The sequence below is a fragment of the Streptomyces sp. GS7 genome (genome assembly GCF_009834125.1).
Taxonomy (GTDB): Bacteria; Actinomycetota; Actinomycetes; order Streptomycetales; family Streptomycetaceae; genus Streptomyces.
Map to the genome: position 1 here is coordinate 6558112 of NZ_CP047146.1, position 22110 is coordinate 6580221.

Below are 22110 nucleotides of genomic sequence, written 5' to 3' on the forward strand. Positions count from 1 at the left end.
CGCCCCGACCCCGCCCCGACGCCGCCCGCGGACGAAAGAAGCCACCATGCCCGACCCCGGTCCCGCCGCCGGCGACTCCGCCCCGGGCGCCCGGCCCTTCCAGCGCTCCCGGAGCCATTTCACCGACCGCATCACGGCCGACGGCCGCGACGGCTGGCCCGTGGCGGCCGGCCGCTACCGCCTCGTGGTCAGCCGCGCCTGCCCCTGGGCGAGCCGGGCGGTGATCTCCCGGCGGCTGCTCGGCCTGGAGGACGCACTGTCGCTCGCCATCGCCGACCCCCTGCAGGACGACCGCGGTTGGCGCTTCACCCTGGACCCGGACGACCGGGACCCGGTGCTCGGCATCCGCTTCCTCGGTGAGGCGTACGACGCCCGCGAGACCGGCTATCCGGGCGGGGTCAGCGTCCCCGCCGTCGTCGACATCCCCAGCGGGAAGCTGGTCACCAACGACTACCGGCAGATCACGCTGGACTTCGCGACCGAGTGGCGGGCGCTGCACCGGCCCGGCGCGCCCGACCTCTACCCGGAGGCGCTGCGCGCGGAGATCGACGAGGTGATGGAGGAGGTCTACCGGGACCTCAACAACGGGGTGTACCGGGCCGGTTTCGCCACCGGGCAGAGCGACTACGACGAAGCCTGCGGCGATGTCTTCCGGCGGCTGGACCTCCTCTCCGCGCGGCTGGCCGACCGGCGCTACCTGGTCGGCGACACCGTCACCGAGGCCGATATCCGCCTGTTCACCACCCTGGTGCGGTTCGACGCCGTCTACCACGGCCACTTCAAGTGCAACCGCTTCAAACTGGCCGAGGACCCGGTCCTGTGGGCGTACGCCAGGGACCTCTTCCAGACGCCCGGCTTCGGCGACACGGTCGACTTCCACCACATCAAGCAGCACTACTACCGGGTGCACACCGGCATCAACCCGACCGGCATCGTGCCCCTCGGCCCCGACCTGGCGGGCTGGCCGGCCCCGCACCACCGCGAGGAGCTGGGCGGCCGGCCGTTCGGCGACGGCACCCCGCCCGAACCGGTCCCGCCGGCCGAGGCGGTGCCTCCTGCGGGGCGCCCCTGACCGGCTCCTTCCGGGGCCGGGGCACCCGACCGGGGCGGGCACGGAATGTCGGGTCCGGCAGGGTGGGCCTTCCTTAGCGTGAGGGGCACAAGGGAAGGAGACCGAGGTGCTGGAGCGGCTGAATCAGGCCATGGAGCACATCGAGCGTCACCTCGACCAGCAGATCGAGGTGGCCGAACTGGCGCGGATCGCCATGACGTCGGAGTACCACTTCCGCAGGATGTTCTCCGCACTGGCCGGGATCCCGCTGTCGGAATACGTACGGCGCCGGCGGCTGACCGTCGCGGGTGCCGAGGTGCTCGCCGGCGAGCGGACACTGCTGGACGTCGCGGTGCGGTACGGCTACGGATCGGGCGAGGCGTTCGCCCGCGCGTTCCGCGCCGTGCACGGCGTGGGTCCGGGCGAGGCCCGGCGGACCGGTGCGGCACTGCGCTCCCAGCCACGGATGGCCTTCCGTCTCATCGTCGAAGGGAGCAGCAGCATGCAGTACCGCGTCATGGAGAAGGAGGAGTTCCGGGTGGCCGGGCAGAAGGCCCGGGTGCCGCTCGTGCACGAGGGGGAGAATCCGGCCATCGCCGCGATGATCAAGGGCATCGGCCAGGAGACGCTGCGGCGCATCCAGGCCCTGTCGGACCAGCAGCCGGAGGGGATCCTCTCGGTCTGCGACGATCTCGACCCGAGCCGCGCGGAGGGAACCGAACTCGACTACTACCACGCGGTGGTGACGAGTGCTCAGGTTCCGGACGACCTGGACTCCCTGACCGTCCCGGCGGGCACCTGGGCCGTCTTCGAGAACACCGGACCGTACCCGGAGGCTCTCCAGGAGCTGTGGCGGGACGTGTTCACCCAGTGGTTCCCGTCGAACCCGTACCGCAGCCGGCCGGGCCCGGAGATCCTGCGGACCCGTACGGCACCGGACGGGTCGGCGGCGACCGCCGAGCTGTGGATACCGGTGGAGCGCACCGCGGCGTGAGCCGGCGGCCGGGGGACCGGTGAGAAAAAAGGAGGGGTGTGCGGCGGCCGTCGGGCCCCGCACACCCCTCAACTCGACCTCCGAAAAAGAACATTGATGTCTGTTCAGGGATTCGGCTACTCGGCGCCACCGGCCTCCGCCGTGCCGCGGCCCAGTTCCGCCAGGACGTCCAGCGCCTCGGCCAGTACGTCGAGAGGCGGGGAGGCCAGCGCCAGCCGTACCGCGTTGGGCGCGTGCCCGGTGCCGACAGTGAAGGCGCCCGACGGGGTGACCGCGATGCCGCGGCGAGCCGCGGCGGCGACGAAGGTGTCGGCGCGCCAGGGGTCCGGGAGCTCCCACCAGCAGTGGTAGGCGTGCGGGTCGGCGCGCAGCCGGAAGCCCGCGAGGCGCTCGGCGGCGAGGTGCTGGCGGGCCGCGGCGTCGGCGCGTTTCGCCTGCTCGACGGCGGCGGCGGTGCCGTCGCCCAGCCAGCGGGTGGCGGCGTCCAGCGCGAAGCCGGTGGCCGTCCAGGCGCCGGAGCGCAGGGCCCCGGCGAAGTCGGGCGGGGCGGCGCCCGACGGCGGCACCAGGAATCCGAGCGTGAGTCCGGGGGCGAGGCGCTTGGAGAGACTGTCGAGGAGGACGGTGCGTTCCGGCGCCAGGGCGGCGAGCGGTGGCAGGTCGGCGCGGAGGAATCCGTAGATGGCGTCCTCGATGGCATGGATGTCCAACTCACGTAGCAGCGCGGCGAGTTCCTCCCTCCGGTGGGTGGGCATCGTGATGCCGAGGGGGTTGTGCAGCGCGGGCTGGAGGTAGACGGCGCGCAGCGGCGCGGCGGCGCGCAGCGCGTCGGGGGTCACGCCGTGCTCGTCCATCGCCAGCGGGACGAGGGTGACGCCGAGGCGGGCCGCGATGCCCTTGACGACGGGGAAGGTGAGCGGTTCGACGCCGAGGCGGCCGCCGGGCGGCACCAGCGCGGCGACGGCGGCGGCGATGGCCTGCCGGCCGTTGCCCGCGAAAAGCAGCCGCCGCGGGTCGGGCGCCCAGTCGCCGCGGGCGAGATGCCCGGCGGCGGCCTGCCGCGCGGCAGCCGTACCGGCCGCGCCGACCGGCCGCAGCGCCTCGGCCAGGGCGTCGCTCCGGTGCACCAGATGCGCCAGGCTCTTCGCGAGCAGCGCGGACTGGTCCGGCAGCAGCGGGAAGTTCAGCTCCAGGTCGACCCGGTGGCCGCCCGGCTCGGCCAGTGCGGGCTCGGCCGGCGGCACGGCGGTACGCACGAAGGTGCCGCGCCCCACCTCGCCCACGGTCAGCCCGCGCCGCCCCAACTCCCGGTAGACCCGCGCCGCGGTCGACGGGGCGATCCGCCGGTCGCGGGCGAACCGCCGCAGCGGCGGCAGCCGTTCTCCCGGGCCGAGACGGCCGGCGGCGATGTCCGCCGCCAGGCCGTCGGCGATCGCGCGAAAGTCCTCCACCGGCACGCTTCCTCCTCTATTGCACCGAGCACATTGTGAACATTGTGCCGAGACATTGCCCCCTATAGCATCGAGCCGTCAACTCCAGCGCAGCGCACGAAGGGAGATCCCATGGGATCGGTCCACTCCGGAGAGATAGCGGTCGCCTACGAGGACGAGGGCGGCGGCAATCCGCTGGTGCTCGTCCACGGGCACCCCTTCAACCGCTCCATGTGGCGGCCCCAGATCGACCACTTCAGCCGCGCCGGATGGCGGGTGATCGCCCCCGACCTCCGCGGCTACGGCGACAGCACCGTCGTCCCGGGAAAGACCCCGCTGGATACCCACGTCCGCGATATCGCCGCTCTCCTGGACCACTTGGGGATCGAGCGGTGCGTTCTCGGCGGGCTGTCCATGGGAGGGCAGATCGTCATGGAGTTCTGCCGACTGCTCCCCGACCGGATCCGGGCGGTGGTCTTCGCCGACACCTTCGCCCTCGCCGACACGGACGAGGGCAGGGCGGTGCGCCACCGGACCGCCGCCCGCCTCCTCGAAGACGGCATGGACGACTACGCCCGGGAGGTACTGCCGAAGATGATCTCCCCGCACACCATCGCGCGGCAGCCGGCGGTCGCCGAGCACGTCCTGGACATGATGCGCACCACCTCCCCCGAGGGCGCCGCCGCCGCACTGTACGGCCGCGCCGAGCGCCCGGACTACACCGGCCTGCTGCCGCGGATCGCCGTACCGGCATGGGTCGTTGTCGGTGCGGAGGACGCGTTCACCCCGGTCGCGGACGCGCGGCTCATCCACGAATCGGTGCCGGGGGCGAGCCTGACCGTCATTCAGGACGCGGGCCACATGCCGAACCTGGAGTGCCCGGACGCCTTCAACGCCGGTCTCGCCCGGTTCCTGGAATCCCTTCGCGCGACGTCTTCCTGACGGTACGTCAGGCAGATTCCGGCGGTCGCCGACACCCCGCCCCGGGCCCCGCACACCTCGGCGCACGTCGCGAATCCCCCGCAGTCACCGGGCGCCGGCTCCCGCACTTGTCGCCGACCGACAGGAACGGCGACTCGCGCGGGGCGCCGCCCCACAGGCCGCCCCACCGACCCAAAATTGGCATCTCACATGCCACTTCTCTATAGTCCAGGTGTGCGACTGACCAAGAGCACCGACATCGCGCTGCGGATCGCCATGCGCCTGGCCGTGCTGGACGACACCGAGGACGCCCCGACCACCCGCGACGTGGCGAGCGCCATCCAGGTGCCGTACACCCACGCCGCCAAGGTGGTCAGCAGACTCCAGCACCTCGGCGCCGTCGAGGCCCGCCGCGGCCGGGGCGGCGGACTGACGCTGACCGCCGCGGGGCGGACCGGCTCGCTCGGCCGCCTGGTGCGCGCGCTGGAGGGGACCGATGACGTCGTCGGCTGCGAGGACGACCCGCCCTGCCCGCTGCGCGGCGGGTGCCGCCTGCGGGGCGCCCTGCGCACGGCACAGGAGGCGTTCTTCGCCGCGCTCGACCCGCTCTCCATCGAGGACCTGATCGGCGCCCCCACGGGGCCGCTCCTGCTGAGCCTGTCACCCCGCGCCACGGACTGATCCGGGCCCAGCCCACACCAGCGCCCACCCCCTCGCACCCGATCGCGCCCCACACCCGACCGCCCCACGCCCAAAAATACGCATCCCACATGCCACTTTCCCGCCCGACCCTCGCCCGCATCGATCGAAGAAGAACCGGAGTGACCCGCCCATGCTCTCCCCGAAGTCCGCCGCCACCGTTCGCGCCACCCTCCCCGCCGTCGGGGCGGCCATCGGCGAGATCACCCCGCTCTTCTACGAGAAGCTGTTCGCGGCCCGGCCCGAGCTGCTCCGCGACCTCTTCAACCGCGGCAACCAGGCCGTCGGCAGCCAGCAGCAGGCGCTCGCGGGATCCATCGCCGCCTTCGCCGGCCATCTGCTCGCGCACCCGGACACCCGGCCGGACCTCCTGCTGACCCGGATCGCGCACAAGCACGCCTCGCTCGGGGTGCGCGAGGACCAGTATCCGATCGTGCACGAGCACCTCTTCGCGGCCCTCGCCGAGGTGCTCGGCGACGCGGCCACCGAGGAGGTCGTCGCGGCCTGGGACGAGGTGTACTGGCTGATGGCGCACGCCCTGATCGCCGTCGAGAGACGGCTGTGCGCGGCGGCGGGCGCGGTCGGCGGCGCGGTGTGGCGGAGATACCGGGTGGCCGGCCGGGTCCAGGAGACCGCGGACGTCGCGACGTTCTTCCTCCGCCCGGCCGACGGTGCGCCCGTACCGCCGCACCGGCCCGGCCAGTACGTCTCCGTACAGGTGCAACTCCCCGACGGGGCCCGGCAGATACGCCAGTACAGCCTGTCGGGGCAGGCGGACGGCGGGCTGCGGATCTCCGTCAAGCGGGTCGCCGCCGGAGCGGACGGCTCACCGGCCGGCGCGGTCTCCGGCCATCTGCACGACCGCGTCCACGTCGGCGAGACGCTGCGGGTGAGCGCGCCCTTCGGTGACGTGGTGCTGGACGACGGCCCGGGCCCGGTCCTGCTGGCCTCCGCGGGCATCGGCTGTACGCCGGTGATCGGCATGCTCGCCCACCTGGCCGCCGACGCCTCCCCGCGCCGCGTCATCGCGGCACACGCGGACCGCTCTCCGGACAGCCACGCCTTCCGCGCCGAACTCGTCCAGCTCACCGGCAAGCTGACCGGTGCGACGGCGGAACTCTGGTACGAGGAGGGGGCCGTGCCCGACGCGGCGGCACCCGGCCCGGCCCCGGCGGTGACCGTACACGGCGGCCGGATGGACCTGACGCGGCTGGACATCCCGGCAGGCACCACCGCCCACCTCTGTGGCCCGGTCCCCTTCATGAAGGCCGTCCGCGCCCAGTTGCTGGCGTCCGGCGTGCGGCCAGCGGACATCCACTACGAGGTCTTCGGGCCCGACCCGGGCCTCTGAGCGGCACCGTGCCGGGCGGGCGCCGCGCGCCGCGCCCGGGCGTCACGCCCCCGCCCCGGCCACCCGCCCGGACGCCAGCAGTGCCGTGTGCGGCAGGACAAGTTCACCGTCCGGTCCGGTGAACTCGCGGGCCAGCACGGCGAACTGACGCCTGATCCGCTCGGTGACATCCGCTCCCCGACTGATCACGACCTGGCCGATGGTCGCCACTCCGGCCGCCGGGCCGCGCCACCACTCCTCCGGCGTCGTGCGGTGCTCCCAGGACAGCGCGGCGCAGCGCACCTCCGCCAGCCGCCCCGCCGTGCGCAGCAGCCCGGCCAGCCCCTCCCCCGTGCGCGGGAAGTCCTCTTCGGGTGCGAGGGCCGGCAGTTCGGCCGGGCGGCTCACCCCGGCGGCCCGTACGGCGCGGCCGAGCAGCGCCTGGCCCGGTGCGGCGGGGGCGGCCCAGATCGTCAGCGCGACGCGTCCGCCGGGCCGGGTCACCCGCCGCAGTTCCGCGAGGGCGGCCCGGGGCCGGCCGACGTGGTTGAGGACGAAGTTGCCGACGACGGAGTGGAACTCGCCGTCCGGGAAGGGGAGTCGGGGTAGTGCGGCGACCCGGACGTCCGCCCCGGGAACGGCCTGTGCGGCGCACCGCACCATGTCCGGTTCGGCGTCCACGGCACTCACCCGCGCGCCGCGCGCGGCGGCCGCCGCGGCGACCGTCCCCGTGCCGGTGCCGACGTCCAGCACCCGGGCGCCCGCATCCACCCCGGCGGCGTCCAGCAGCCGCGGAACCGTATACGCGCACAACCTGCCGAAGCCGTCCGCATACGCCGCGGCCCGTCCCGCCCACGCCCGCCGCTCACTCGCGTCGAACGGCGTCTGCGCCACGGCTCCCTCCCGTACGCCGGACTCCTCGTGCCCACCGGTCGCCCCGCCCACCCGGCTCCCGTCCACCACCTCGCACGCCTCCTCGACCGACCCTCGCCGCAACGCGACACCCTCCACACTGACCCCCGCCGCCCCGGCGAACACCCCTCCCCCACCCGGACGTTACCCACCCGTAACCTACCGATGGGTTACCCGAGGTAAGCAACGGACCTTACCCTCCAGTCACATCGAGCCGCCGGACGCCCCTCCTGTCCTCGGACAGCGTCCGCGCGGCTCGCGTCGAGATCTGGAGCAGAAGATGACGCCCTCCCGCACGACGCTGCGCGCCGCGATCGGCACCGTCTCCGCCGCGGTCCTCACCGCCACCGTTCTCACCGGCGCCCCGGCGCAGGCCGCCGGAGCCGCGGCGTCCCACCGCGCCACCGCGCCCACCGCCCCGGCGCGTTCCGCCGCCGCCTTCCCGTCCCTGAAGTTCGTCGACATCAGGGGCGAGGGCGGGATCACGCTCAAGGCGAACGTCTTCACGCCGGCCGGCGCCGACGGCACCCGGCGCTACCCGGTCATCGTGCTTCCCACCAGCTGGGCCATGCCGCAGATCGAGTACCTGGCGCAGGCGAAGAAGCTGGCCGACGCGGGATATGTCGTCGTCGGCTACAACGCGCGCGGATTCTGGCAGTCGGGCGGGAAGATCGAGACGGCCGGACCGCAGGACATCGCCGACGCCTCCAAGGTGATCGACTGGGCGCTGGCGCACACCCCGGCCGATCCGCGGAAGGTCGGCATGGGCGGGGTGTCGTACGGCGCCGGCATCAGCCTGCTGACCTCCGCGTTCGACAAGCGGGTCAAGGCGGTCGCGGCGCTCAGCGGCTGGGGCGACCTCATCGACTCGATCTACAGCGGGCGCACCCCGCACCTCCAGGCGGCGGAGGTGCTGGGCGGCCTGGGCGATCTGACCGGCCGGCCCAGCCCCGAACTCCAGCGGATCCTCAAGGAGTTCCTGAGCGCCGACATGTCCAAGGAGAAGGACATGATCGCGTGGGGGAAGAAGCGCTCGCCGGTCACCTATATCGACAAGATCAACGCCAACGGCGCGGCGATCATGCTCGGGAACGCCTGGGGCGACTCGCTCTTCCCGCCCAACCAGTACGCCGCGTTCTACGAGAAGCTGAAGGGGCCCAAGCGGCTGGAGTTCCGCCCCGGTGACCATGCGACGGCCGAGGGGCTCGGCCTCTTCGGGCTGCCCAACGACACCTGGACCGACACCAAGCGGTGGTTCGACCACTACCTCAAGGGCGCGGACAACGGCATCGACCGCGAGTCGCCGGTGCTCCTCAAGTCCCGCTCCACCGGCGCCTACGAGGGCTACAAGAGCTGGCAGGACGTACCGTCCGCGCACCGCAGGATCGCGCTCGACGGCAGTCAGCGGATCCGCACCAACCTGGACTCCGGTGCCGACGGCGGGGTGATCTTCCTCTCCAGCATGATGGACCAGTTCCTCAAGCTGCCGCCGATGGCGTCGATCCCGCTGCTGCCGCGCTCGCTGGCCGCGGTGTGGCAGTCCGCGCCGTACGAGACCGGGCAGCGGGTCCGCGGCACCACCCGTCTGCACACCACCGTGACCAGCACCGCCGAGAGCGGCACCGCCATCGCCTACCTCTACGACGTGGGCCCGCTCGGCCTGGGCAAACTGGTCACGCACGGCCCGTTCACCTTCCACGGCAAGACGCCGGGCCGGCCGTTCGGCGTGGACCTGGACCTCTTCTCCACGGCGTACGACGTACCGGCCGGACACCGGCTGGCGGTGGTCGTGGACACCGTCGACCCGCTCTACATAGCCCAGAACCCGCCCGGCTCCCGGCTGACGTTCTCCTCCCCGGCGAACGACCCGTCGTATGTGTCGGTGCCGGTGCGCGACTGACCCGCCGCGCCCCGCCCGCACCCGGGCCTACGACCACCGCCCTACGGCCCGCGCCCGAAGCGGCTGGCGGGCACGCGTCGTTACGCTCCGGCCATGAGGACTCTCCCCCCGGCCCGCGATGCCGGGCAACGCAAGCGGGACGCGCTCCGGCGGCTGGAGTCGGACGAGGACGCCTGGGTCTCGTCCGCCTCCGCCGACGGGGCGCCCACCCTGGTGCCGCTCTCGTTCGTCTGGCACCGCGAGCGCCTGGTGATGGCGACCAAGGGGCGGAACCCCACCCCCCGCAACCTCGCTGCCAACGGGGAGAGTTGGGTGGCGCTGGGGACCACCCGCGACGTGGTGCTCGCCCACTGCACCGCGGAGGTCCTGGCGAGCGACGCGCTGCCGCGGGACGCCGCGGACGCGCTCGGGGCGAAGCTCGGCTGGAACCCGTGGGGCCGCGAGCGGTGGGTCTTCCTGCGGTTCACCCCGCGGCGGCTGCTGGTCTGGCGCGAGGAGAACGAACTGGCCGACCGGGAGCTGATGCGGGACGGCGTCTGGCAGGTCTGACGCCGCCGGCTCCCCGGTCCCGCCCGGAACCTCCGCATACGGCATGATCGCGGCATGGGACACCGCGACACACCGCCGCCCGGCCGGCGCCGGCACCCGCACCTGCCGACGACCGAGGCGGCGGTCACCGCGATCCGGGACGTCGCCGGCGAGTACGGCCTGGAGCTGACCGTCACCGACGACATCGGCGCGGACCGGACCTCGCGGCGCACCGCCGCCGGGGCGTTCACCGTCCTCGACCCGGACGGCTCGCTCCCGCACGAGGCGTTCGTGGAGCTGGGCGGCACCCCCGCCGTCACCGTCCAGCTCTACCCCGAGGACGACGCGAGGATCACCGTGGACGCGGTGGACTTCGCCGATGTGCCCCGGGACGCGGTACCGGCGTTCCTGCGCGCGGTCTACGGCGACCTGGCGTATGTCAGGAGCCGGTTCTTCCCGCCGGGGCAGTGGCTGGTGGTGCCGCTTCCCGGCGACGAGACCTACAAGGAGCTGATCGGGCACGCCGCGCTCAGCCCGTGGATGGCCCGCCGGTTCCGCTGAACGGGGCGCCGGGCAGGGCCCGTTCAGCCCCGCGCCCGGTGGTCCCCCGGCAGCAGCGTGCCCGGCTGGGGCGCGGCCACCTCGTCCGCCGCCACCTTGGGACTGCGCCGCTGCCGGCCGGCGACCCAGTGGGCGAGCCAGGACAGCAGCATGCACATCCCGATGTAGGCCGGCGAGATGACCAGCACGACCGGGATGAACGGCAGGTCGTAGTCGAGGTTGGACGCGATGAGCTTGCCGGCGTGCAGGAACTCCTCGTAGGTGATGAGGAAGCCGAGCGAGGTGTCCTTCAGGGCGACCACCAGCTGGGAGATGATCGCCGGCAGCATCGCCCGGACCGCCTGCGGCACCAGGACGTACGTCATGACCTGGGTCTTGCGCAGGCCCAGGGCGTAGGCGGCCTCGCCCTGGCCGCGTTCGACGGCGTTGATGCCGGTGCGGAAGACCTCCGCGAGCACCGAGCCGTTGTACAGGGTCAGCCCGCTGACCAGCGCCGTCAGCGGCGCCATCTGCAGCGCCACATAGACGAAGAAGATCATCACGAGCACGGGCATGGCGCGGAAGAACTCCACCAGCAGCGTGCACACCCGGCGCAGCGGCCGGTGCGCGGACAGCCGGCCCGCCGCGAGCACGGCGCCCAGCGCCAGCGACAGCACCGCCGCGAGCCCGAAGGCGCGCAGCGTGTTGCCGAGTCCGGTCAGGAGCAGGTCCTGGATGCCGCGGTAGAGGAAGGGGGTCCACTTCGCCGCGGTGAACTGGTGCGTGTGCCAGAGCAGCGAGACGATCCAGGCGAGCAGGGCGAGCAGTACGGCGGTCGAGCCGAGCCCGTAACACCGGTGCCGCCGGCGGGCCCTGGGGCCCGGCAGGTCGTAGAGGGCGGTGGTCATCGGGCGACTCCGTAGTGCTTCTCCAGCGCGTTGAAGAGGGCGCCGATGGTCAGGGTCACGAGCAGGTAGCCGACGGCGATCCAGACGAACGACCAGACGATGCCGTACCCCATCTCGTTGAGCGGCTTGTAGACGCCGAGGAGTTCGACGACGCTGAACGAACCGGCGATCGCGGAGTTCTTGGCGAGCGCGATCAGGGTCGAGCCGATGGGCGGGATGACCGACCGGAACGCCTGCGGGAGGACCACCAGGCCGAGCGTCTGCACAAAGGTCATGCCCAGGCTGCGGGCCGCCTCGCCCTGCCCGGCCGGCACGGTGTTGATGCCGGAGCGCACCGCCTCGCAGATGAACGCGGAGGTGTAGCAGCCCAGCGCGAGGACGGCGAAGAGCTGGAAGGGCAACACCAGCCCGAAGCGCGGCAGGCCCAGCAGCACGGCGAAGAACAGCAGGGTCAGCGGGGTGTTGCGCAGCACCGTCACCCAGACCGTGCCGAAGATCCGCAGCGAGCCGACCGGTGCGACGCGGAACGCCGCCATGGCGAAGCCGAGGACGAGGGCGAGCAGCGAGGCGTAGACGGTGAGTTCGACGGTGCCCAGCAGGCCCTGCCCGTAGAGGGAGAGGTTGTCGAGAAGCACGTTCATCGGTCGGTCCTGGTTCCTCGTGGGGCCGGTGTCCTCAGCCCGCCGGGTAGCGGTCGATCGGGGGCGGCTGCGGCGCGGGCACACCGGACAGGCCCAGCGTGGCGTCGTAGGCGGCCCGCCAGCTGCCGTTCTTCTCGGCGGCGGCGAGCGCGTCGTCCAGCGCGAACCGCAGCGGGGCGTCGCCGCGCGGTACGCCGATGCCGTACGGCTCCCGGGAGAACGGCCGGCCGACCACCTTCAGCTGGTCGGGCACCTTGGCGGCATAGCCCAGCAGGATCGCGTCGTCGGTGGTGACCGCGTCGACCTGGTAGGTGAGCAGGTTGTCCACGCAGACCGAGTAGGTGTCGTAGGCGACCAGGACGGCCTGGGGGTAGTCGGCCCGGATGCGCTGGTAGGCGGTCGAGCCGGCCGCCGAGCAGACGCGTTTGCCGGCCAGGTCCTGCGGGCCGTGGATGTCGTGCTCGTCGCTGCGGACCAGGAGCGACTGGCCCGCCATGTAGTACGGGCCGGCGAAGCCCACCTGCCGCCTGCGCTTGGCGTTGATGGTGTACGTACCGACATAGAGGTCGATCTGGCCGTTCTGGAGCGCCGTTTCGCGGTTGGCGGAGGCGATGGTGCGGAACACCACGGACCGCTCGGGGAAGCCGAGCGCGGCGGCCGCCATCTTGGCGATCTCGATGTCGAAGCCGCTGTAGGTGCCGGTGGCGGGGTCCCGTTCGCCGAGGTAGGGCTGGTCCTCCTTGACGCCGACGACGAGCCGGCCGCGGCGCGCGGCGGCCCGCCAGATCGGGGAGGCGGGCAGCGAGAAGTTCCGGGCCACCGGATACCTCGGCAGGTCGCTGCCCCTGGGGCCCTTGACGGGCGGGCTGCCGGGCCGGCCGCAGCCCGTGGCGGCGAGCGCGAGGACCATCAGGCCCAGGAGGCAGGCGACGGCGGCGCGGCGGGCACGGGGGGTACGGCGGGGCGCGGGCGAGGTGGGCGGATGCGGCATCGCGGGCGCCCCGTTCAGTGCTTGAGGATCTTGGAGAGGAAGTCCCTGGCACGTTCGCTGCGGGGCGCGGTGAAGAACTCCTCGGGGGTGCGGTCCTCGATGATCCGGCCGTCGGCCATGAACACCACGCGGTTGGCGGCGGAGCGGGCGAAGCCCATCTCATGGGTGACCACGACCATCGTCATCCCGTCCCGGGCGAGCTGCCGCATGACCTCCAGCACCTCGTTGATCATCTCCGGGTCGAGGGCCGAGGTCGGCTCGTCGAAGAGCAGCGCCTTGGGTTCCATGGCGAGCGCGCGGGCGATGGCGACCCGCTGCTGCTGGCCGCCGGAGAGCTGCGCCGGATACTTGTCCGCGTGGGCCGCGAGCCCGACCCGGTCCAGGAGTTCGCGGGCCCGCCGCGCCGCCTCGTCCTTCTTCTGCCGGCGCACCTTGACCGGCGCCAGCATCACGTTGGCCAGCACGGTCTTGTGCGCGAAGAGGTTGAACGACTGGAAGACCATGCCGACTTCGGCCCGCAGCGCGGCCAGCGCCCGCCCCTCTTCGGGCAGCGGTACGCCGTCCAGCTCGATGCTGCCCGACTCGATGGTCTCCAGCCGGTTGATGGCCCGGCACAGGGTCGACTTCCCGGACCCGGAGGGCCCGATGATCACCACCACCTCCCCGCGGCCGACGGTGAGATCGATGTCCTGGAGGACGTGCAGTGCGCCGTAGTGCTTGTTGACCCCGCGCAGTTCGATCAGCGCCTCAGCGGCCATGTGGAGACCTGCCCCCTGTCGTCCGTGCAGCACAGGGCCCGCAACTTACCCGTACGAACGGGGCGATAAGCCGCTGACACGCATGGAGGGGACCTATTGCGGCATCGGGCGCCGGGGCCGGACCGCGCCGCCGCCCTGCCGGGCACCCGCGGGGACCGCACCCGCGGGGACCGCGCCGGCGGATCAGCCCTCGGCCACCTCGGCGTACACCTGGGACAGTTCGGGCGCGCCGTCGTCGGCCCACTCATGGCCGGCCGCCACCACGTCGATCTCCCGGCCGGACTCCAGCCGCACCACCGGCTGTCCGTCCGGCCACACGTGCCAGACGGCGCCGCGCACCGTGCGGACCAGGACCGTACCGAGATACAGCCCCGCGTCGTTGCCGAGCCAGGGCAGCACCTCGGGGTCGTCCCGCCACACCGGCTGCAACTGGTCGAGCGCCTCCAACGACCCCACGGAGTCGTCCAGTTCGACCCCCGCGGTGGCCGCCTGGTCACGCAGCAGCTCGCACTCGGACAGCAGCTGGACGACGCTCTCGGGGTCCGCGCGCACCGACTCCGCCAGCGGCACCGAGCCGGCCCGCTGCGCGCGCCCGCGCCACCTGTCCAGGAAAGACATGTTCATGGTGCGAGGGTCCCACCCGCCCCCGCGCCAGGGCCACAGGCGCGCGGCGCGGCGCGCACGCCACCTCACCACCTCCGCACGCCTCCCCGGCGAGCGGCGAGCGGCCCGGCTTCGCCTAGACGTCCAGGTCCACCACGACCGGGGCGTGGTCCGAGGCGCCCTTGCCCTTCCGCTCCTCGCGGTCGACATAGGCGTCCGAGACGGCCTTGGCGAACGGCGCGTTGCCGTAGACCAGGTCGATGCGCATGCCCTTGTTCTTGGGGAAGGCGAGCTGGCGGTAGTCCCAGTAGGTGTAGGGCCGGTCGTACTTCAGGGGGCGGGGCACCACATCCGCCAGGCCGGCCTCCCTCAGGGCGCCCAGCGCGGCGCGCTCGGCCGGCGTGACATGGGTCTGGCCGACGAAGACGGCGGGATCCCAGACGTCGTCGTCCGTCGGCGCGACGTTGAAGTCGCCGAGGACCGCGAACGGCCGGGGGCCGGCCGCGTCCTCGGCGACGGCCGTCCTCAGCGCCTCGAACCAGCCGAGCTTGTAGACGTAGTGCGCATGGTCGACCTCGCGGCCGTTGGGGACGTAGACCGACCAGACGCGGGCCGGGCCGCAGGTCGCCGAGACGGCGCGCGGCTCCTGCACGCCCTCGTAGTCCGGGCCGCCGGGCAGCCCCGGGACCACGTCCTCCAGGCCCACCCTGGACAGCAGCGCCACGCCGTTCCACCGGCCGCTGGCGTTGACCGCGGCCTCGTACCCCAGCTCGCGCAGCTCGTCGTAGGGGAACTGCTCGGCGGAGCACTTGGTCTCCTGGATGCACAGCACGTCCGTGCCGGTGCTCTCCAGCCAGGCCAGCAGCCTCGGGAGGCGGGCGGTGATCGAGTTGACGTTCCAGGTGGCGATGCGCATGTCTGCCAACCTACAACCCGGCACCGACAGCTACCCCACCTCGGTGCCGGTGCCCGGGGCGAGCCGGCCGTGGTCGGTTCCGCCCAGCTTGTCGATCAGGGAGTCGTAGATCGGCCGGGCGTGGTCCTGGAGCAGGCTGTCGTGGATGTCGACGGCCCTGCGCGGCGCCACCTCGCGGACGTAGTCGATGATCTCGGCGACCTTGTTCCAGGGGGCGTGGACGGGCAGCAGCAGGGTGTCGACGGTGCGGCCCTCGGGGACGGTGAGCGCGTCGCCCGGGTGGAACACCGAGCCGTCCAGCAGGAAGCCGACGTTCGTGATGCGCGGGATGTCCGGGTGGATCACGGCGTGCAACTGGCCGTGCACCTCCACCTCGAAGCCGGCGGCGGTGAACGTGTCACCCTCCCCCACGGTGTGCACCCGCCCGGGGAACGCCGCGGAGATCTGCTCGGCGACGCTCGCCAGGGTCCAGATCTCGGCCCCCGGGTTGGCCTCCATGCCCGCCCGGAGCCGGCCCTGGTCGAAGTGGTCCAGGTGCTCGTGGGTGACCAGGATCGCGTCCGCCCCGACGGCTGCGTCCGCCTCGCTGAAGACACCGGGATCGATGACCAGCGTCCGCCCGTCCTTGGTGATCCGGACACAGGCGTGGGTCTTCTTGGTGAGTTCCATGGGGCCATCCTGCCGCCCGGCGGCCGCGGGCGGGCGACCGTCGACCGGCCCCGGCCCTTCAGGCCCGATCACGGAAGTCCCGCCCCCACCCCCCCCACAAGGGCCTCTCACGCCTCCGGTGTCGTCTCCTCCTGGATGACCCGCTGGGCCACCGCGAAGGCGGAGTTGGCGGCGGGGACGCCGCAGTAGACCGCGGTGTGGAGGAGGACCTCCTTGATCTCCGTGGGGGTGAGGCCGTTGCGGAGGGCGGCGCGGGTGTGCAGCGCGAGCTCCTCGTAGTGGCCGCGGGCGACCAGCGCGGTGAGGGTGATGACGCTGCGGGTGCGGCGGTCGAGGCCGGGGCGGGTCCACGTCTCGCCCCAGGCGTAGCGGGTGACGAAGTCGTGGAAGTCGGCGTTGAAGTCGTCGGTGGCGGCCTCGACGCGGTCCACGTGGGCGTTGCCGAGGACCTCGCGGCGGATCTTGATGCCCTGCTCGTACGTACCGCCGCGGACCTGGGCGGGCCGGCTGAGGCCGGACTCGATGGCGGCCGGGGCCGTCGTCGGCATCGGGGGCGCGATCTGGGCCTTGGGGGCGGCGGCGCCGATGGCGGCCGGGCCGGCGGGGCCGGGCTTGTCGTGCCAGGCGGTGCTGAAGTGGCGGATGAGGAGTTCGGTGACCGCCGCGGGCTGCTCGACGGGGGCCAGGTGCGAGGTGCCGGGGACAAGTGCCAGGCCCGCGTCCGGTATACCGGCGACCAGGGCGCGGGCGTCGGTGGTCGGGGTGACCTGGTCCTCGGAGCCGACGACGACGAGGGTGGGCACGCCGACCCGGCCCAGGGAGGACCGCACGTCGAACGCGGCCAGCGCCTCGCAGGCGGCGATGTAGCAGCCGGGGTCGGTGGTCCGCACCATCTGGACGGCCCATTCGACGATGGCGGGCTGGGCGCCGGCGAAGCCCGGGGTGAACCAGTGCTCGGGCGCGGTGCGGGCGATCGGGTCGAGCCCGTTGGTCCGGATCACCACACCGCGCTGGCGCCAGGCGTCGGCGGTTCCGTAGCGCGGCGACGAGGACACCAGCGCCAGGGAGGTGACGCGGTGCGGGCGGGTGAGGGCCAGCTGCGTGCCGATGGCGCCGCCGATGTTGCAGCCGGCGTAGCCGAAGCGCTCCACGCCCAGGAGGTCGAGAGTGGCGATCAGCCGGTCGGCCACTTCCGCGATGGATGTCGCCGCGTGGGCGGGCGATCCGCCGTGACCGGGCAGGTCGAAGCGGATGACCCGCCACTGGCGGGTCAGCTCGGGGATCTGCCGGTCCCACATGTGCCAGGTCGTCCCGAGGGACGCGCCCAGTACCAGTACGGGGGCGTCGTCGGGACCGTCGATCCGGTGCTGCAGGGTCTTCTCGCTCACCCGACCACGCTACCGACTCCGTGACGCGATCCTGACACCCGGGTCAGGAACGCCCCGGTAACCGGCCGGAACACGGCGGGCCGGCGGGCGGTGGGGCGTGGCCCTCAGAACTTCACGGTGGAGACGACGTAGACGACGGGGTGGCCCGGTTCGTCGTTGCTGACCATGATCTGCTGGGTGGGCAGCGGCGCCTTCCTGGCGACCGTGGTGCCCTGCCAGGGCCAGTCGGCGTCGAAGTCCCAGCCCACCTTGGCCGCCTGTGCGGGCGCGATGGTGATCGCGTCCTTCTTGAGGGCCGCGGTGCTGGAGCCGACGGCCGCGAGGTAGTGCGCGAGGCCCCAGTCGTTGGTCCGGAACTGCACGAACAGCGAGCTGGTCTGCCAGGAGTTGGTCTCGTAGTAGTAGACCGGCGTGGAGCCGATCGGTACCGGGACGTCGTAGACCCGCTGCTGGAGCTTGGAGGGGAAGGCGTTGGTCAGGCCCGTGACGGCGGCCTCGGCCTGACTGTCCTCGCCGCTCTGGCGGCTCTGCCCGGCGGAGATCACGAGGTAGCCCGCCGGGATCGTGACCAGCAGGAAGATGATCAGCGCCTTGAGGAAGGGCCGGCGGCGCTTGGGGCGGGGCGGCAGCGCGGTGTGGTCGTCCCGTACGGGCGGCAGGTCGTCGTGCATGGGGGGCAGGTCCGGTTCGGTCATCGGCGGCCGGACCGTTCGTAGCGCTCGTAGCGCTCCACTCGGCGGCGGTTGGCGCGCCGGAAGCGGCGGGCCACCAGGCGGGCCAGGTCGGCGGCGCCGACCATGCCGGCCTCGGGGCCCAACTGGGCCTTGGCGATGGTGGCTTCGGGGCGGTAGCCGCGGCCGGTCAGATGGCGTCGGAAGGCGTCCCTGGCAGGGCCGATCAGCAGGTCGTCGGCGGCGCTGACGCCACCGCCGATGACGAAGCAGGAGGGGTCGAGGGCGGCGGCGAGGTTGGCGATGCCGACGCCGAGCCACTGCCCGATGTCCTGGAGGAGTTCGACGCACATGGCGTCGCCCTCGCGGGCCAGCTCGGTGATCAGCGGCCCGGTGATGTCCTGGACGCGCCCGCCGACCCGCTCGATGATGTTGTACGCGACCGGGGAGTCGGCGGCGGCCAGCTCGCGGGCCTCCCGCACCAGGGCGTTGCCGGAGCTGTACTGCTCCCAGCAGCCGCGGTTGCCGCAGGGGCAGCGGTGGCCGCCGGGCACGACCTGCATATGGCCGAACTCGCCTGCGACACCGTATTTGCCGCGCTTGACGGCACCGTCCTCCAGGATCGCGCCGCCGATGCCCGTGCCGAGCGTGATCATGACGAGGTGGTCCTGGCCGCGGCCGGCGCCGAACCGCCATTCCGCCCAGGCAGCGGTGTTGGCGTCGTTGTCGACCATGACCGGGACCGCCAGCCGGCCGGCGAGACGGTCGCGGAGCGGTTCGTTGCGCCAGTTCAGATGCGGGGCGAAGAGCACCCGGGAGCGGTCGGCGTCGACCCAGCCGGCGGCGCCGATGCCCACGGCGTGCACGTCGTGCCGGTCGGAGAGGTCGAGCACCAGCTCGGTGATGGTGTCCTCGACGACCTTGGGGCTCTTGGACTTGTCCGGCGTCTCGGTGCGGACCTTCTCCAGGATGGTGCCGTCGGCGTCGACCACGCCGGCCATGACCTTGGTGCCGCCGATGTCGATGCCGACGGTGGGCACGCGCGGGGCGGTCAGGTGGGAGCGGCGCTCCCGGGTGCCGACCGTGCGCAGCACGGTGGCTCTGGCGGATCCTCGGTGCACCCGGTCCCGGTACATGCTCATGGGCCCACCTCTTCGCCGTTACGGCTGCCGTTACGGTCGCGGCGGCTGAGTGCTCGCAAGAGTCGTCTCGTCCCTGCGGGGTCTCGGGGAGGCCGGGGGCCTCGGCGCGGATGGTCCGCTGCGATTGTGCATCAACCGCGCCGTCCGGCGCACCGCGACGTGGGGCGAGGGGCCCCGCGGCGGCCGGAGAGCCGCCGCGGGGCGCCGCCGTGATCACTCGGGGCGGTGGCCTCCCGGGAATTCCGGGGTCTCCGTACGGGCGAGCTCGTGGCTGAGCTGTTCCAGCTCGCTGCCGCCCGCCATCTGGCGGGTGAGCTCGTCCAGCGCGATCTCCGACTTGAGGTGGCTGCCGGCCATGGTGCCGCGCTTGAGGAGGACGAAGCGGTCGCCGACCAGGTAGGCGTGGTGCGGGTTGTGCGTGATCAACACCACGCCGAGCCCGGCGTCGCGGGCGGCGGCGACGTACTTGAGGACCACGCCGGACTGCTTGACGCCGAGCGCCGCCGTCGGTTCGTCCAGGACGAGGACCTTGGCGCCGAAGTAGACGGCGCGGGCGATGGCGACGCATTGACGTTCGCCGCCCGAGAGCGTGCCGATGGGCTGGTCGACGTCGCGCAGGTCGATGCCCATCCGCAGCAGCTCGCTGCGGGTGGTCTCGCGCATGGTGCGGACGTCGAGCCGTTTGAACGGGCCGAAGCCGGTGGTCGGCTCGGAGCCGAGGAAGAAGTTCCGCCACACCGGCATGAGGGGGACGACGGCCAGGTCCTGGTAGACGGTGGCGATGCCGCGGTCCAGGGCCTCGCGCGGGGAGCCGAGCCGGGTCTCCTCGCCCTCGACGGCGAAGGTGCCGGCGTCGTGCTGGTGCAGCCCCGCGATGATCTTGATGAGGGTGGACTTGCCGGCGCCGTTGTCGCCGAGGACACAGGAGATCTCGCCCGCGTGCACCTCCAGCGACACGCCTTCCAGCGCCTTGATGTTGCCGTAGAGCTTGCTGACGTCCCGGAGTTCGACCAGCGCCGTCATGATGTGGCCTCCGCCCGCTTGCGGACCCAGGCGTTCAGCAGCGTGGCGAGCAGCAGCATCGCGCCGAGGAAGAACTTGTACCAGTCCGGGTTCCACTGTGCGTAGACGATGCCCTTGCTGGTCATGCCGAAGATGAACGCGCCGACGGCGGCACCGATCGCCGAGCCGAAGCCGCCGGTCATCAGGCAGCCGCCGACGGCGGCCGCGATGATGTAGAGGAATTCGTTGCCGACGCCGTCGCCGGACTGGATCGCGTCGTACGAGAACAGCAGGTGCTGTCCGGAGATCCAGGCGGCGAGGGCGACGCCCATGTAGAGGCCGATCTTGGTCTTGGTGACCGGGACGCCGACCGCCCGCGCGGCGTCCGCGTTGCCGCCCACCGCGAAGATCCAGTTGCCGACCCTGGTCCGCAGCAGGATCCAGGTGGCGACCGCGACCAGCACGATCCACCACACGATGGTGATCTGGATGTCGACGTTCCCGATGGTCAGATGCGAGGCGAAGAGCGCCCGCGCCGAGTTGAAGCCCTCCATGTCGGCGATGGACTTCGTCGAGACGGTGCCGCTGATCAGCTTGGTGAAGCCGAGGTTGAGGCCGGTCAGCATGAAGAAGGTGCCGAGCGTGATGACGAAGCTGGGCAGCTTCGTACGGGTCAGCAGGAGGCCGTTGAGGACGCCGAAGGCGAGGGTGACCACGAGCGACACCCCGACGCCGACCCAGGTGTTGGCGGTCATCTGGTAGCTGAACATCGACGAGATCAGCGCCGAGCTGACGACCATGACACCGGCCGACAGGTCGAACTCGCCGCCGATCATCAGCAGCGCGACCGGGACGGCCATGATGCCGATCGTCGAGGACGCGTAGAGGACGGTGGAGAGGCTGGAGGCCCGCAGGAACGGTTCGGCGGCGATGGAGAAGAAGAGGAAGACCGCGATGGCGCCGACCACCGAGCCCAGTTCGGGCCGGCCCATCAGGCGGCGCGCCAGCGAGCGGTGCAGCAGCCGTTCGTCGCCCGCGCTCTTCGACGGCCGGGCGGGCTGCCGGGGAGGTGCGTCGGTGTGGCTCATCGGGTCCCCCGCTTCGTGTAGTCCTGGAGCGCGTCGGCATCCTTCTTGGTGATCACCTGGGGTCCGGTGAGCACCGGCTTGCCGCCGCCGAGGACGTCGGAGTTGTACTTGTACAGCCACAGCAGGTCGACCGCCTCGTATCCCTGGAGGTAGGGCTGCTGGTCGACCGCGAAGCCCAGCGAGCCGTCCTTGAGGCCCGCCGCGACCTGCGCGTTCAGGTCGAAGGTGTCGACCTCAGCCTTGCTTCCGGCCTGCTCCCTGGCCTTGACGGCGGTGGGGGCGAAGGGCGCGCCGAGGGTGACCACCGCGTCGATGGACGGGTCGGCCTGGAGCTTGGACTCGATGGACGCCTGGACGTCGGGCATGTTGGTGCCGTCCACGTACAGCTTCTGCAGATCGCCCTTGAACGTCTGCTTGGCACCGTCGCAGCGCTGCTCGTGGCCGACGTTGCCCTGCTCGTGCAGGACGCACAGCGCCTTCTTCTTGCCGCGCTTGTTCAGCTCCTCGCCGACCGCCTCGCCGGCCACCGTCTCGTCCTGCCCGATGTGGCTGAGCGCGCCGAACGCCTTGGACTCCTCGGCGCCGGAATTGACCGTGATCACCGGGATGCCGGCCTTCTCGGCCTTGAGGACGACGTCCTTCATGGCGTCCGGCTTGGCGAGCGAGACGATCAGCCCGTCGACCTTCTGGTCGATGTAGGACTGGACGAGCTGGCTCTGCCGCTGGGCCTCCTTGTCGTGTGCGTAGACGAACTTGATGTTGTCCTTGACGGCGGCCTGCTGGGCGCCGTTCTGCACGATGTCCCAGAAGGTGTCGCCGTCCCCGGAGTGGGTGACCATCGCGAAGGTCCACCGGGGGGTGTTGACCGCGGCCTTGCCGCCGGCGGCCTGGGCGGCCCGCGCATCCTCGGCGCGCTTGCCTCCGGTGCTGCTGCATCCCGCCAGGGAGGCGCCGAGCACCGCTGCCAGCACGGCGCACACGACGCGTCCTCTTCTTCCTGCCCTTGCCACGAGGACTTGCCCTTCCCG

General features: G+C 72.4%; 23 protein-coding genes. 8 read left to right on the forward strand and 15 right to left on the reverse strand.

What is annotated here, in order from left to right; translation table 11 throughout:
- The first annotated feature begins 46 nt into the window (after positions 1-46).
- Together GR130_RS28475 and GR130_RS28480 are read left to right on the forward strand one after the other, a co-directional pair.
- The gene (locus tag GR130_RS28475; protein ID WP_159507358.1) at positions 47-1072 is read left to right on the forward strand and encodes a glutathione S-transferase family protein; all 1026 of its coding nucleotides are present in this window, start codon (positions 47-49) and stop codon (positions 1070-1072) included.
- A 106-nt stretch (positions 1073-1178) separates the two neighbouring features.
- Positions 1179-2045: an AraC family transcriptional regulator gene (locus GR130_RS28480; RefSeq protein ID WP_159507359.1), complete on the forward strand. Its 867-nt coding sequence runs from the start codon at positions 1179-1181 to the stop codon at positions 2043-2045.
- 116 nt (positions 2046-2161) lie between these two features.
- Here GR130_RS28480 and GR130_RS28485 read toward each other — a convergent pair whose 3' ends face one another.
- Positions 2162-3496 (reverse strand): aminotransferase-like domain-containing protein, encoded by a 1335-nt coding sequence (locus GR130_RS28485; protein ID WP_201305024.1) that lies wholly within the window; start codon positions 3494-3496, stop codon positions 2162-2164.
- 111 nt (positions 3497-3607) lie between these two features.
- Between GR130_RS28485 and GR130_RS28490 the strand changes: the two genes are divergently transcribed.
- The 3 genes from GR130_RS28490 (at position 3608) to GR130_RS28500 (ending at position 6446) form a co-directional block, all read left to right on the forward strand.
- Entirely contained in the window at positions 3608-4417 is an 810-nt protein-coding gene (locus tag GR130_RS28490; protein ID WP_159507361.1) for an alpha/beta fold hydrolase, read from the forward strand.
- 213 nt (positions 4418-4630) lie between these two features.
- The gene (locus GR130_RS28495; RefSeq protein WP_159507362.1) at positions 4631-5077 is read left to right on the forward strand and encodes an RrF2 family transcriptional regulator; all 447 of its coding nucleotides are present in this window, start codon (positions 4631-4633) and stop codon (positions 5075-5077) included.
- A gap of 151 nt (positions 5078-5228) precedes the next feature.
- A complete protein-coding gene (locus tag GR130_RS28500) occupies positions 5229-6446 on the forward strand; it encodes a globin domain-containing protein (protein ID WP_159507363.1) in 1218 nt (405 codons plus the stop codon).
- Between the two features lie 42 nt (positions 6447-6488).
- On the opposite strand, the gene GR130_RS28505 is transcribed toward GR130_RS28500, so the two are convergent.
- Entirely contained in the window at positions 6489-7319 is an 831-nt protein-coding gene (locus GR130_RS28505; RefSeq protein ID WP_159510276.1) for a class I SAM-dependent methyltransferase, read from the reverse strand.
- A 298-nt stretch (positions 7320-7617) separates the two neighbouring features.
- On the opposite strand from GR130_RS28505, the gene GR130_RS28510 reads away from it, so the two are divergent.
- The 3 genes from GR130_RS28510 (at position 7618) to GR130_RS28520 (ending at position 10326) form a co-directional block, all read left to right on the forward strand.
- Complete coding sequence (locus GR130_RS28510) at positions 7618-9237, forward strand: alpha/beta fold hydrolase (protein ID WP_159507364.1); 1620 nt, start codon at positions 7618-7620, stop codon at positions 9235-9237.
- A 93-nt stretch (positions 9238-9330) separates the two neighbouring features.
- Positions 9331-9786, forward strand: a complete 456-nt coding sequence (locus tag GR130_RS28515) for a pyridoxamine 5'-phosphate oxidase family protein (protein WP_159507365.1) — start codon at positions 9331-9333, stop codon at positions 9784-9786.
- Between the two features lie 54 nt (positions 9787-9840).
- Entirely contained in the window at positions 9841-10326 is a 486-nt protein-coding gene (locus GR130_RS28520; RefSeq protein WP_159507366.1) for a hypothetical protein, read from the forward strand.
- A gap of 23 nt (positions 10327-10349) precedes the next feature.
- On the opposite strand, the gene GR130_RS28525 is transcribed toward GR130_RS28520, so the two are convergent.
- The 13 genes from GR130_RS28525 to GR130_RS28585 form a co-directional block, all read right to left on the reverse strand.
- Positions 10350-11213, reverse strand: a complete 864-nt coding sequence (locus GR130_RS28525) for an amino acid ABC transporter permease (protein WP_159507367.1) — start codon at positions 11211-11213, stop codon at positions 10350-10352.
- A complete protein-coding gene (locus tag GR130_RS28530; protein ID WP_159507368.1) occupies positions 11210-11854 on the reverse strand; it encodes an amino acid ABC transporter permease in 645 nt (214 codons plus the stop codon). The genes GR130_RS28525 and GR130_RS28530 overlap by 4 nt, the downstream gene beginning before the upstream one ends.
- 34 nt (positions 11855-11888) lie before the next feature.
- Entirely contained in the window at positions 11889-12845 is a 957-nt protein-coding gene (locus GR130_RS28535) for a glutamate ABC transporter substrate-binding protein (RefSeq protein ID WP_159507369.1), read from the reverse strand.
- A gap of 14 nt (positions 12846-12859) precedes the next feature.
- The gene (locus tag GR130_RS28540; RefSeq protein WP_159507370.1) at positions 12860-13603 is read right to left on the reverse strand and encodes an amino acid ABC transporter ATP-binding protein; all 744 of its coding nucleotides are present in this window, start codon (positions 13601-13603) and stop codon (positions 12860-12862) included.
- Between the two features lie 183 nt (positions 13604-13786).
- Positions 13787-14227 (reverse strand): DUF6278 family protein, encoded by a 441-nt coding sequence (locus tag GR130_RS28545; protein WP_159507371.1) that lies wholly within the window; start codon positions 14225-14227, stop codon positions 13787-13789.
- A gap of 115 nt (positions 14228-14342) precedes the next feature.
- Positions 14343-15122 (reverse strand): exodeoxyribonuclease III, encoded by a 780-nt coding sequence (locus GR130_RS28550; protein ID WP_159507372.1) that lies wholly within the window; start codon positions 15120-15122, stop codon positions 14343-14345.
- 30 nt (positions 15123-15152) lie between these two features.
- Positions 15153-15791 carry an MBL fold metallo-hydrolase gene (locus tag GR130_RS28555; protein ID WP_159507373.1) on the reverse strand — a complete coding sequence of 213 codons (639 nt, stop codon included), beginning with the start codon at positions 15789-15791 and terminating at the stop codon, positions 15153-15155.
- A gap of 107 nt (positions 15792-15898) precedes the next feature.
- On the reverse strand, positions 15899-17179 hold the full coding sequence (pcaDC, locus tag GR130_RS28560; RefSeq protein ID WP_159507374.1) for a bifunctional 3-oxoadipate enol-lactonase/4-carboxymuconolactone decarboxylase PcaDC: 1281 nt from the start codon (positions 17177-17179) through the stop codon (positions 15899-15901).
- Between the two features lie 104 nt (positions 17180-17283).
- Positions 17284-17874: a hypothetical protein gene (locus GR130_RS28565; protein ID WP_159507375.1), complete on the reverse strand. Its 591-nt coding sequence runs from the start codon at positions 17872-17874 to the stop codon at positions 17284-17286.
- The gene (locus GR130_RS28570) at positions 17871-18992 is read right to left on the reverse strand and encodes an ROK family glucokinase (RefSeq protein ID WP_159507376.1); all 1122 of its coding nucleotides are present in this window, start codon (positions 18990-18992) and stop codon (positions 17871-17873) included. Before GR130_RS28570 ends, GR130_RS28565 begins: the two co-directional genes overlap by 4 nt.
- Before the next feature lie 213 nt (positions 18993-19205).
- Positions 19206-20015 carry an ATP-binding cassette domain-containing protein gene (locus tag GR130_RS28575; protein WP_159507377.1) on the reverse strand — a complete coding sequence of 270 codons (810 nt, stop codon included), beginning with the start codon at positions 20013-20015 and terminating at the stop codon, positions 19206-19208.
- On the reverse strand, positions 20012-21082 hold the full coding sequence (locus tag GR130_RS28580; RefSeq protein WP_159507378.1) for an ABC transporter permease: 1071 nt from the start codon (positions 21080-21082) through the stop codon (positions 20012-20014). The genes GR130_RS28575 and GR130_RS28580 overlap by 4 nt, the downstream gene beginning before the upstream one ends.
- Positions 21079-22062, reverse strand: a complete 984-nt coding sequence (locus tag GR130_RS28585) for a sugar ABC transporter substrate-binding protein (RefSeq protein ID WP_443043683.1) — start codon at positions 22060-22062, stop codon at positions 21079-21081. The genes GR130_RS28580 and GR130_RS28585 overlap by 4 nt, the downstream gene beginning before the upstream one ends.
- Positions 22063-22110 lie beyond the last annotated feature (48 nt).

What these genes read in the sequence shown, in the direction of transcription:
- GR130_RS28475 (WP_159507358.1), top strand. Translation starts at nt 47, where the DNA reads ATGCCCGACCCCGGTCCCGCCGCCGGCGACTCCGCCCCGGGCGCCCGG.
- GR130_RS28490 (WP_159507361.1), top strand. Translation starts at nt 3,608, where the DNA reads ATGGGATCGGTCCACTCCGGAGAGATAGCGGTCGCCTACGAGGACGAG.
- GR130_RS28500 (WP_159507363.1), top strand. Translation starts at nt 5,229, where the DNA reads ATGCTCTCCCCGAAGTCCGCCGCCACCGTTCGCGCCACCCTCCCCGCC.
- GR130_RS28510 (WP_159507364.1), top strand. Translation starts at nt 7,618, where the DNA reads ATGACGCCCTCCCGCACGACGCTGCGCGCCGCGATCGGCACCGTCTCC.
- GR130_RS28515 (WP_159507365.1), top strand. Translation starts at nt 9,331, where the DNA reads ATGAGGACTCTCCCCCCGGCCCGCGATGCCGGGCAACGCAAGCGGGAC.
- GR130_RS28520 (WP_159507366.1), top strand. Translation starts at nt 9,841, where the DNA reads ATGGGACACCGCGACACACCGCCGCCCGGCCGGCGCCGGCACCCGCAC.
- GR130_RS28525 (WP_159507367.1), bottom strand. Translation starts at nt 11,213, where the DNA reads ATGACCACCGCCCTCTACGACCTGCCGGGCCCCAGGGCCCGCCGGCGG.
- GR130_RS28530 (WP_159507368.1), bottom strand. Translation starts at nt 11,854, where the DNA reads ATGAACGTGCTTCTCGACAACCTCTCCCTCTACGGGCAGGGCCTGCTG.
- GR130_RS28535 (WP_159507369.1), bottom strand. Translation starts at nt 12,845, where the DNA reads ATGCCGCATCCGCCCACCTCGCCCGCGCCCCGCCGTACCCCCCGTGCC.
- GR130_RS28540 (WP_159507370.1), bottom strand. Translation starts at nt 13,603, where the DNA reads ATGGCCGCTGAGGCGCTGATCGAACTGCGCGGGGTCAACAAGCACTAC.
- GR130_RS28545 (WP_159507371.1), bottom strand. Translation starts at nt 14,227, where the DNA reads ATGAACATGTCTTTCCTGGACAGGTGGCGCGGGCGCGCGCAGCGGGCC.
- GR130_RS28550 (WP_159507372.1), bottom strand. Translation starts at nt 15,122, where the DNA reads ATGCGCATCGCCACCTGGAACGTCAACTCGATCACCGCCCGCCTCCCG.
- GR130_RS28555 (WP_159507373.1), bottom strand. Translation starts at nt 15,791, where the DNA reads ATGGAACTCACCAAGAAGACCCACGCCTGTGTCCGGATCACCAAGGAC.
- GR130_RS28565 (WP_159507375.1), bottom strand. Translation starts at nt 17,874, where the DNA reads ATGACCGAACCGGACCTGCCCCCCATGCACGACGACCTGCCGCCCGTA.
- GR130_RS28570 (WP_159507376.1), bottom strand. Translation starts at nt 18,992, where the DNA reads ATGAGCATGTACCGGGACCGGGTGCACCGAGGATCCGCCAGAGCCACC.
- GR130_RS28575 (WP_159507377.1), bottom strand. Translation starts at nt 20,015, where the DNA reads ATGACGGCGCTGGTCGAACTCCGGGACGTCAGCAAGCTCTACGGCAAC.
- GR130_RS28580 (WP_159507378.1), bottom strand. Translation starts at nt 21,082, where the DNA reads ATGAGCCACACCGACGCACCTCCCCGGCAGCCCGCCCGGCCGTCGAAG.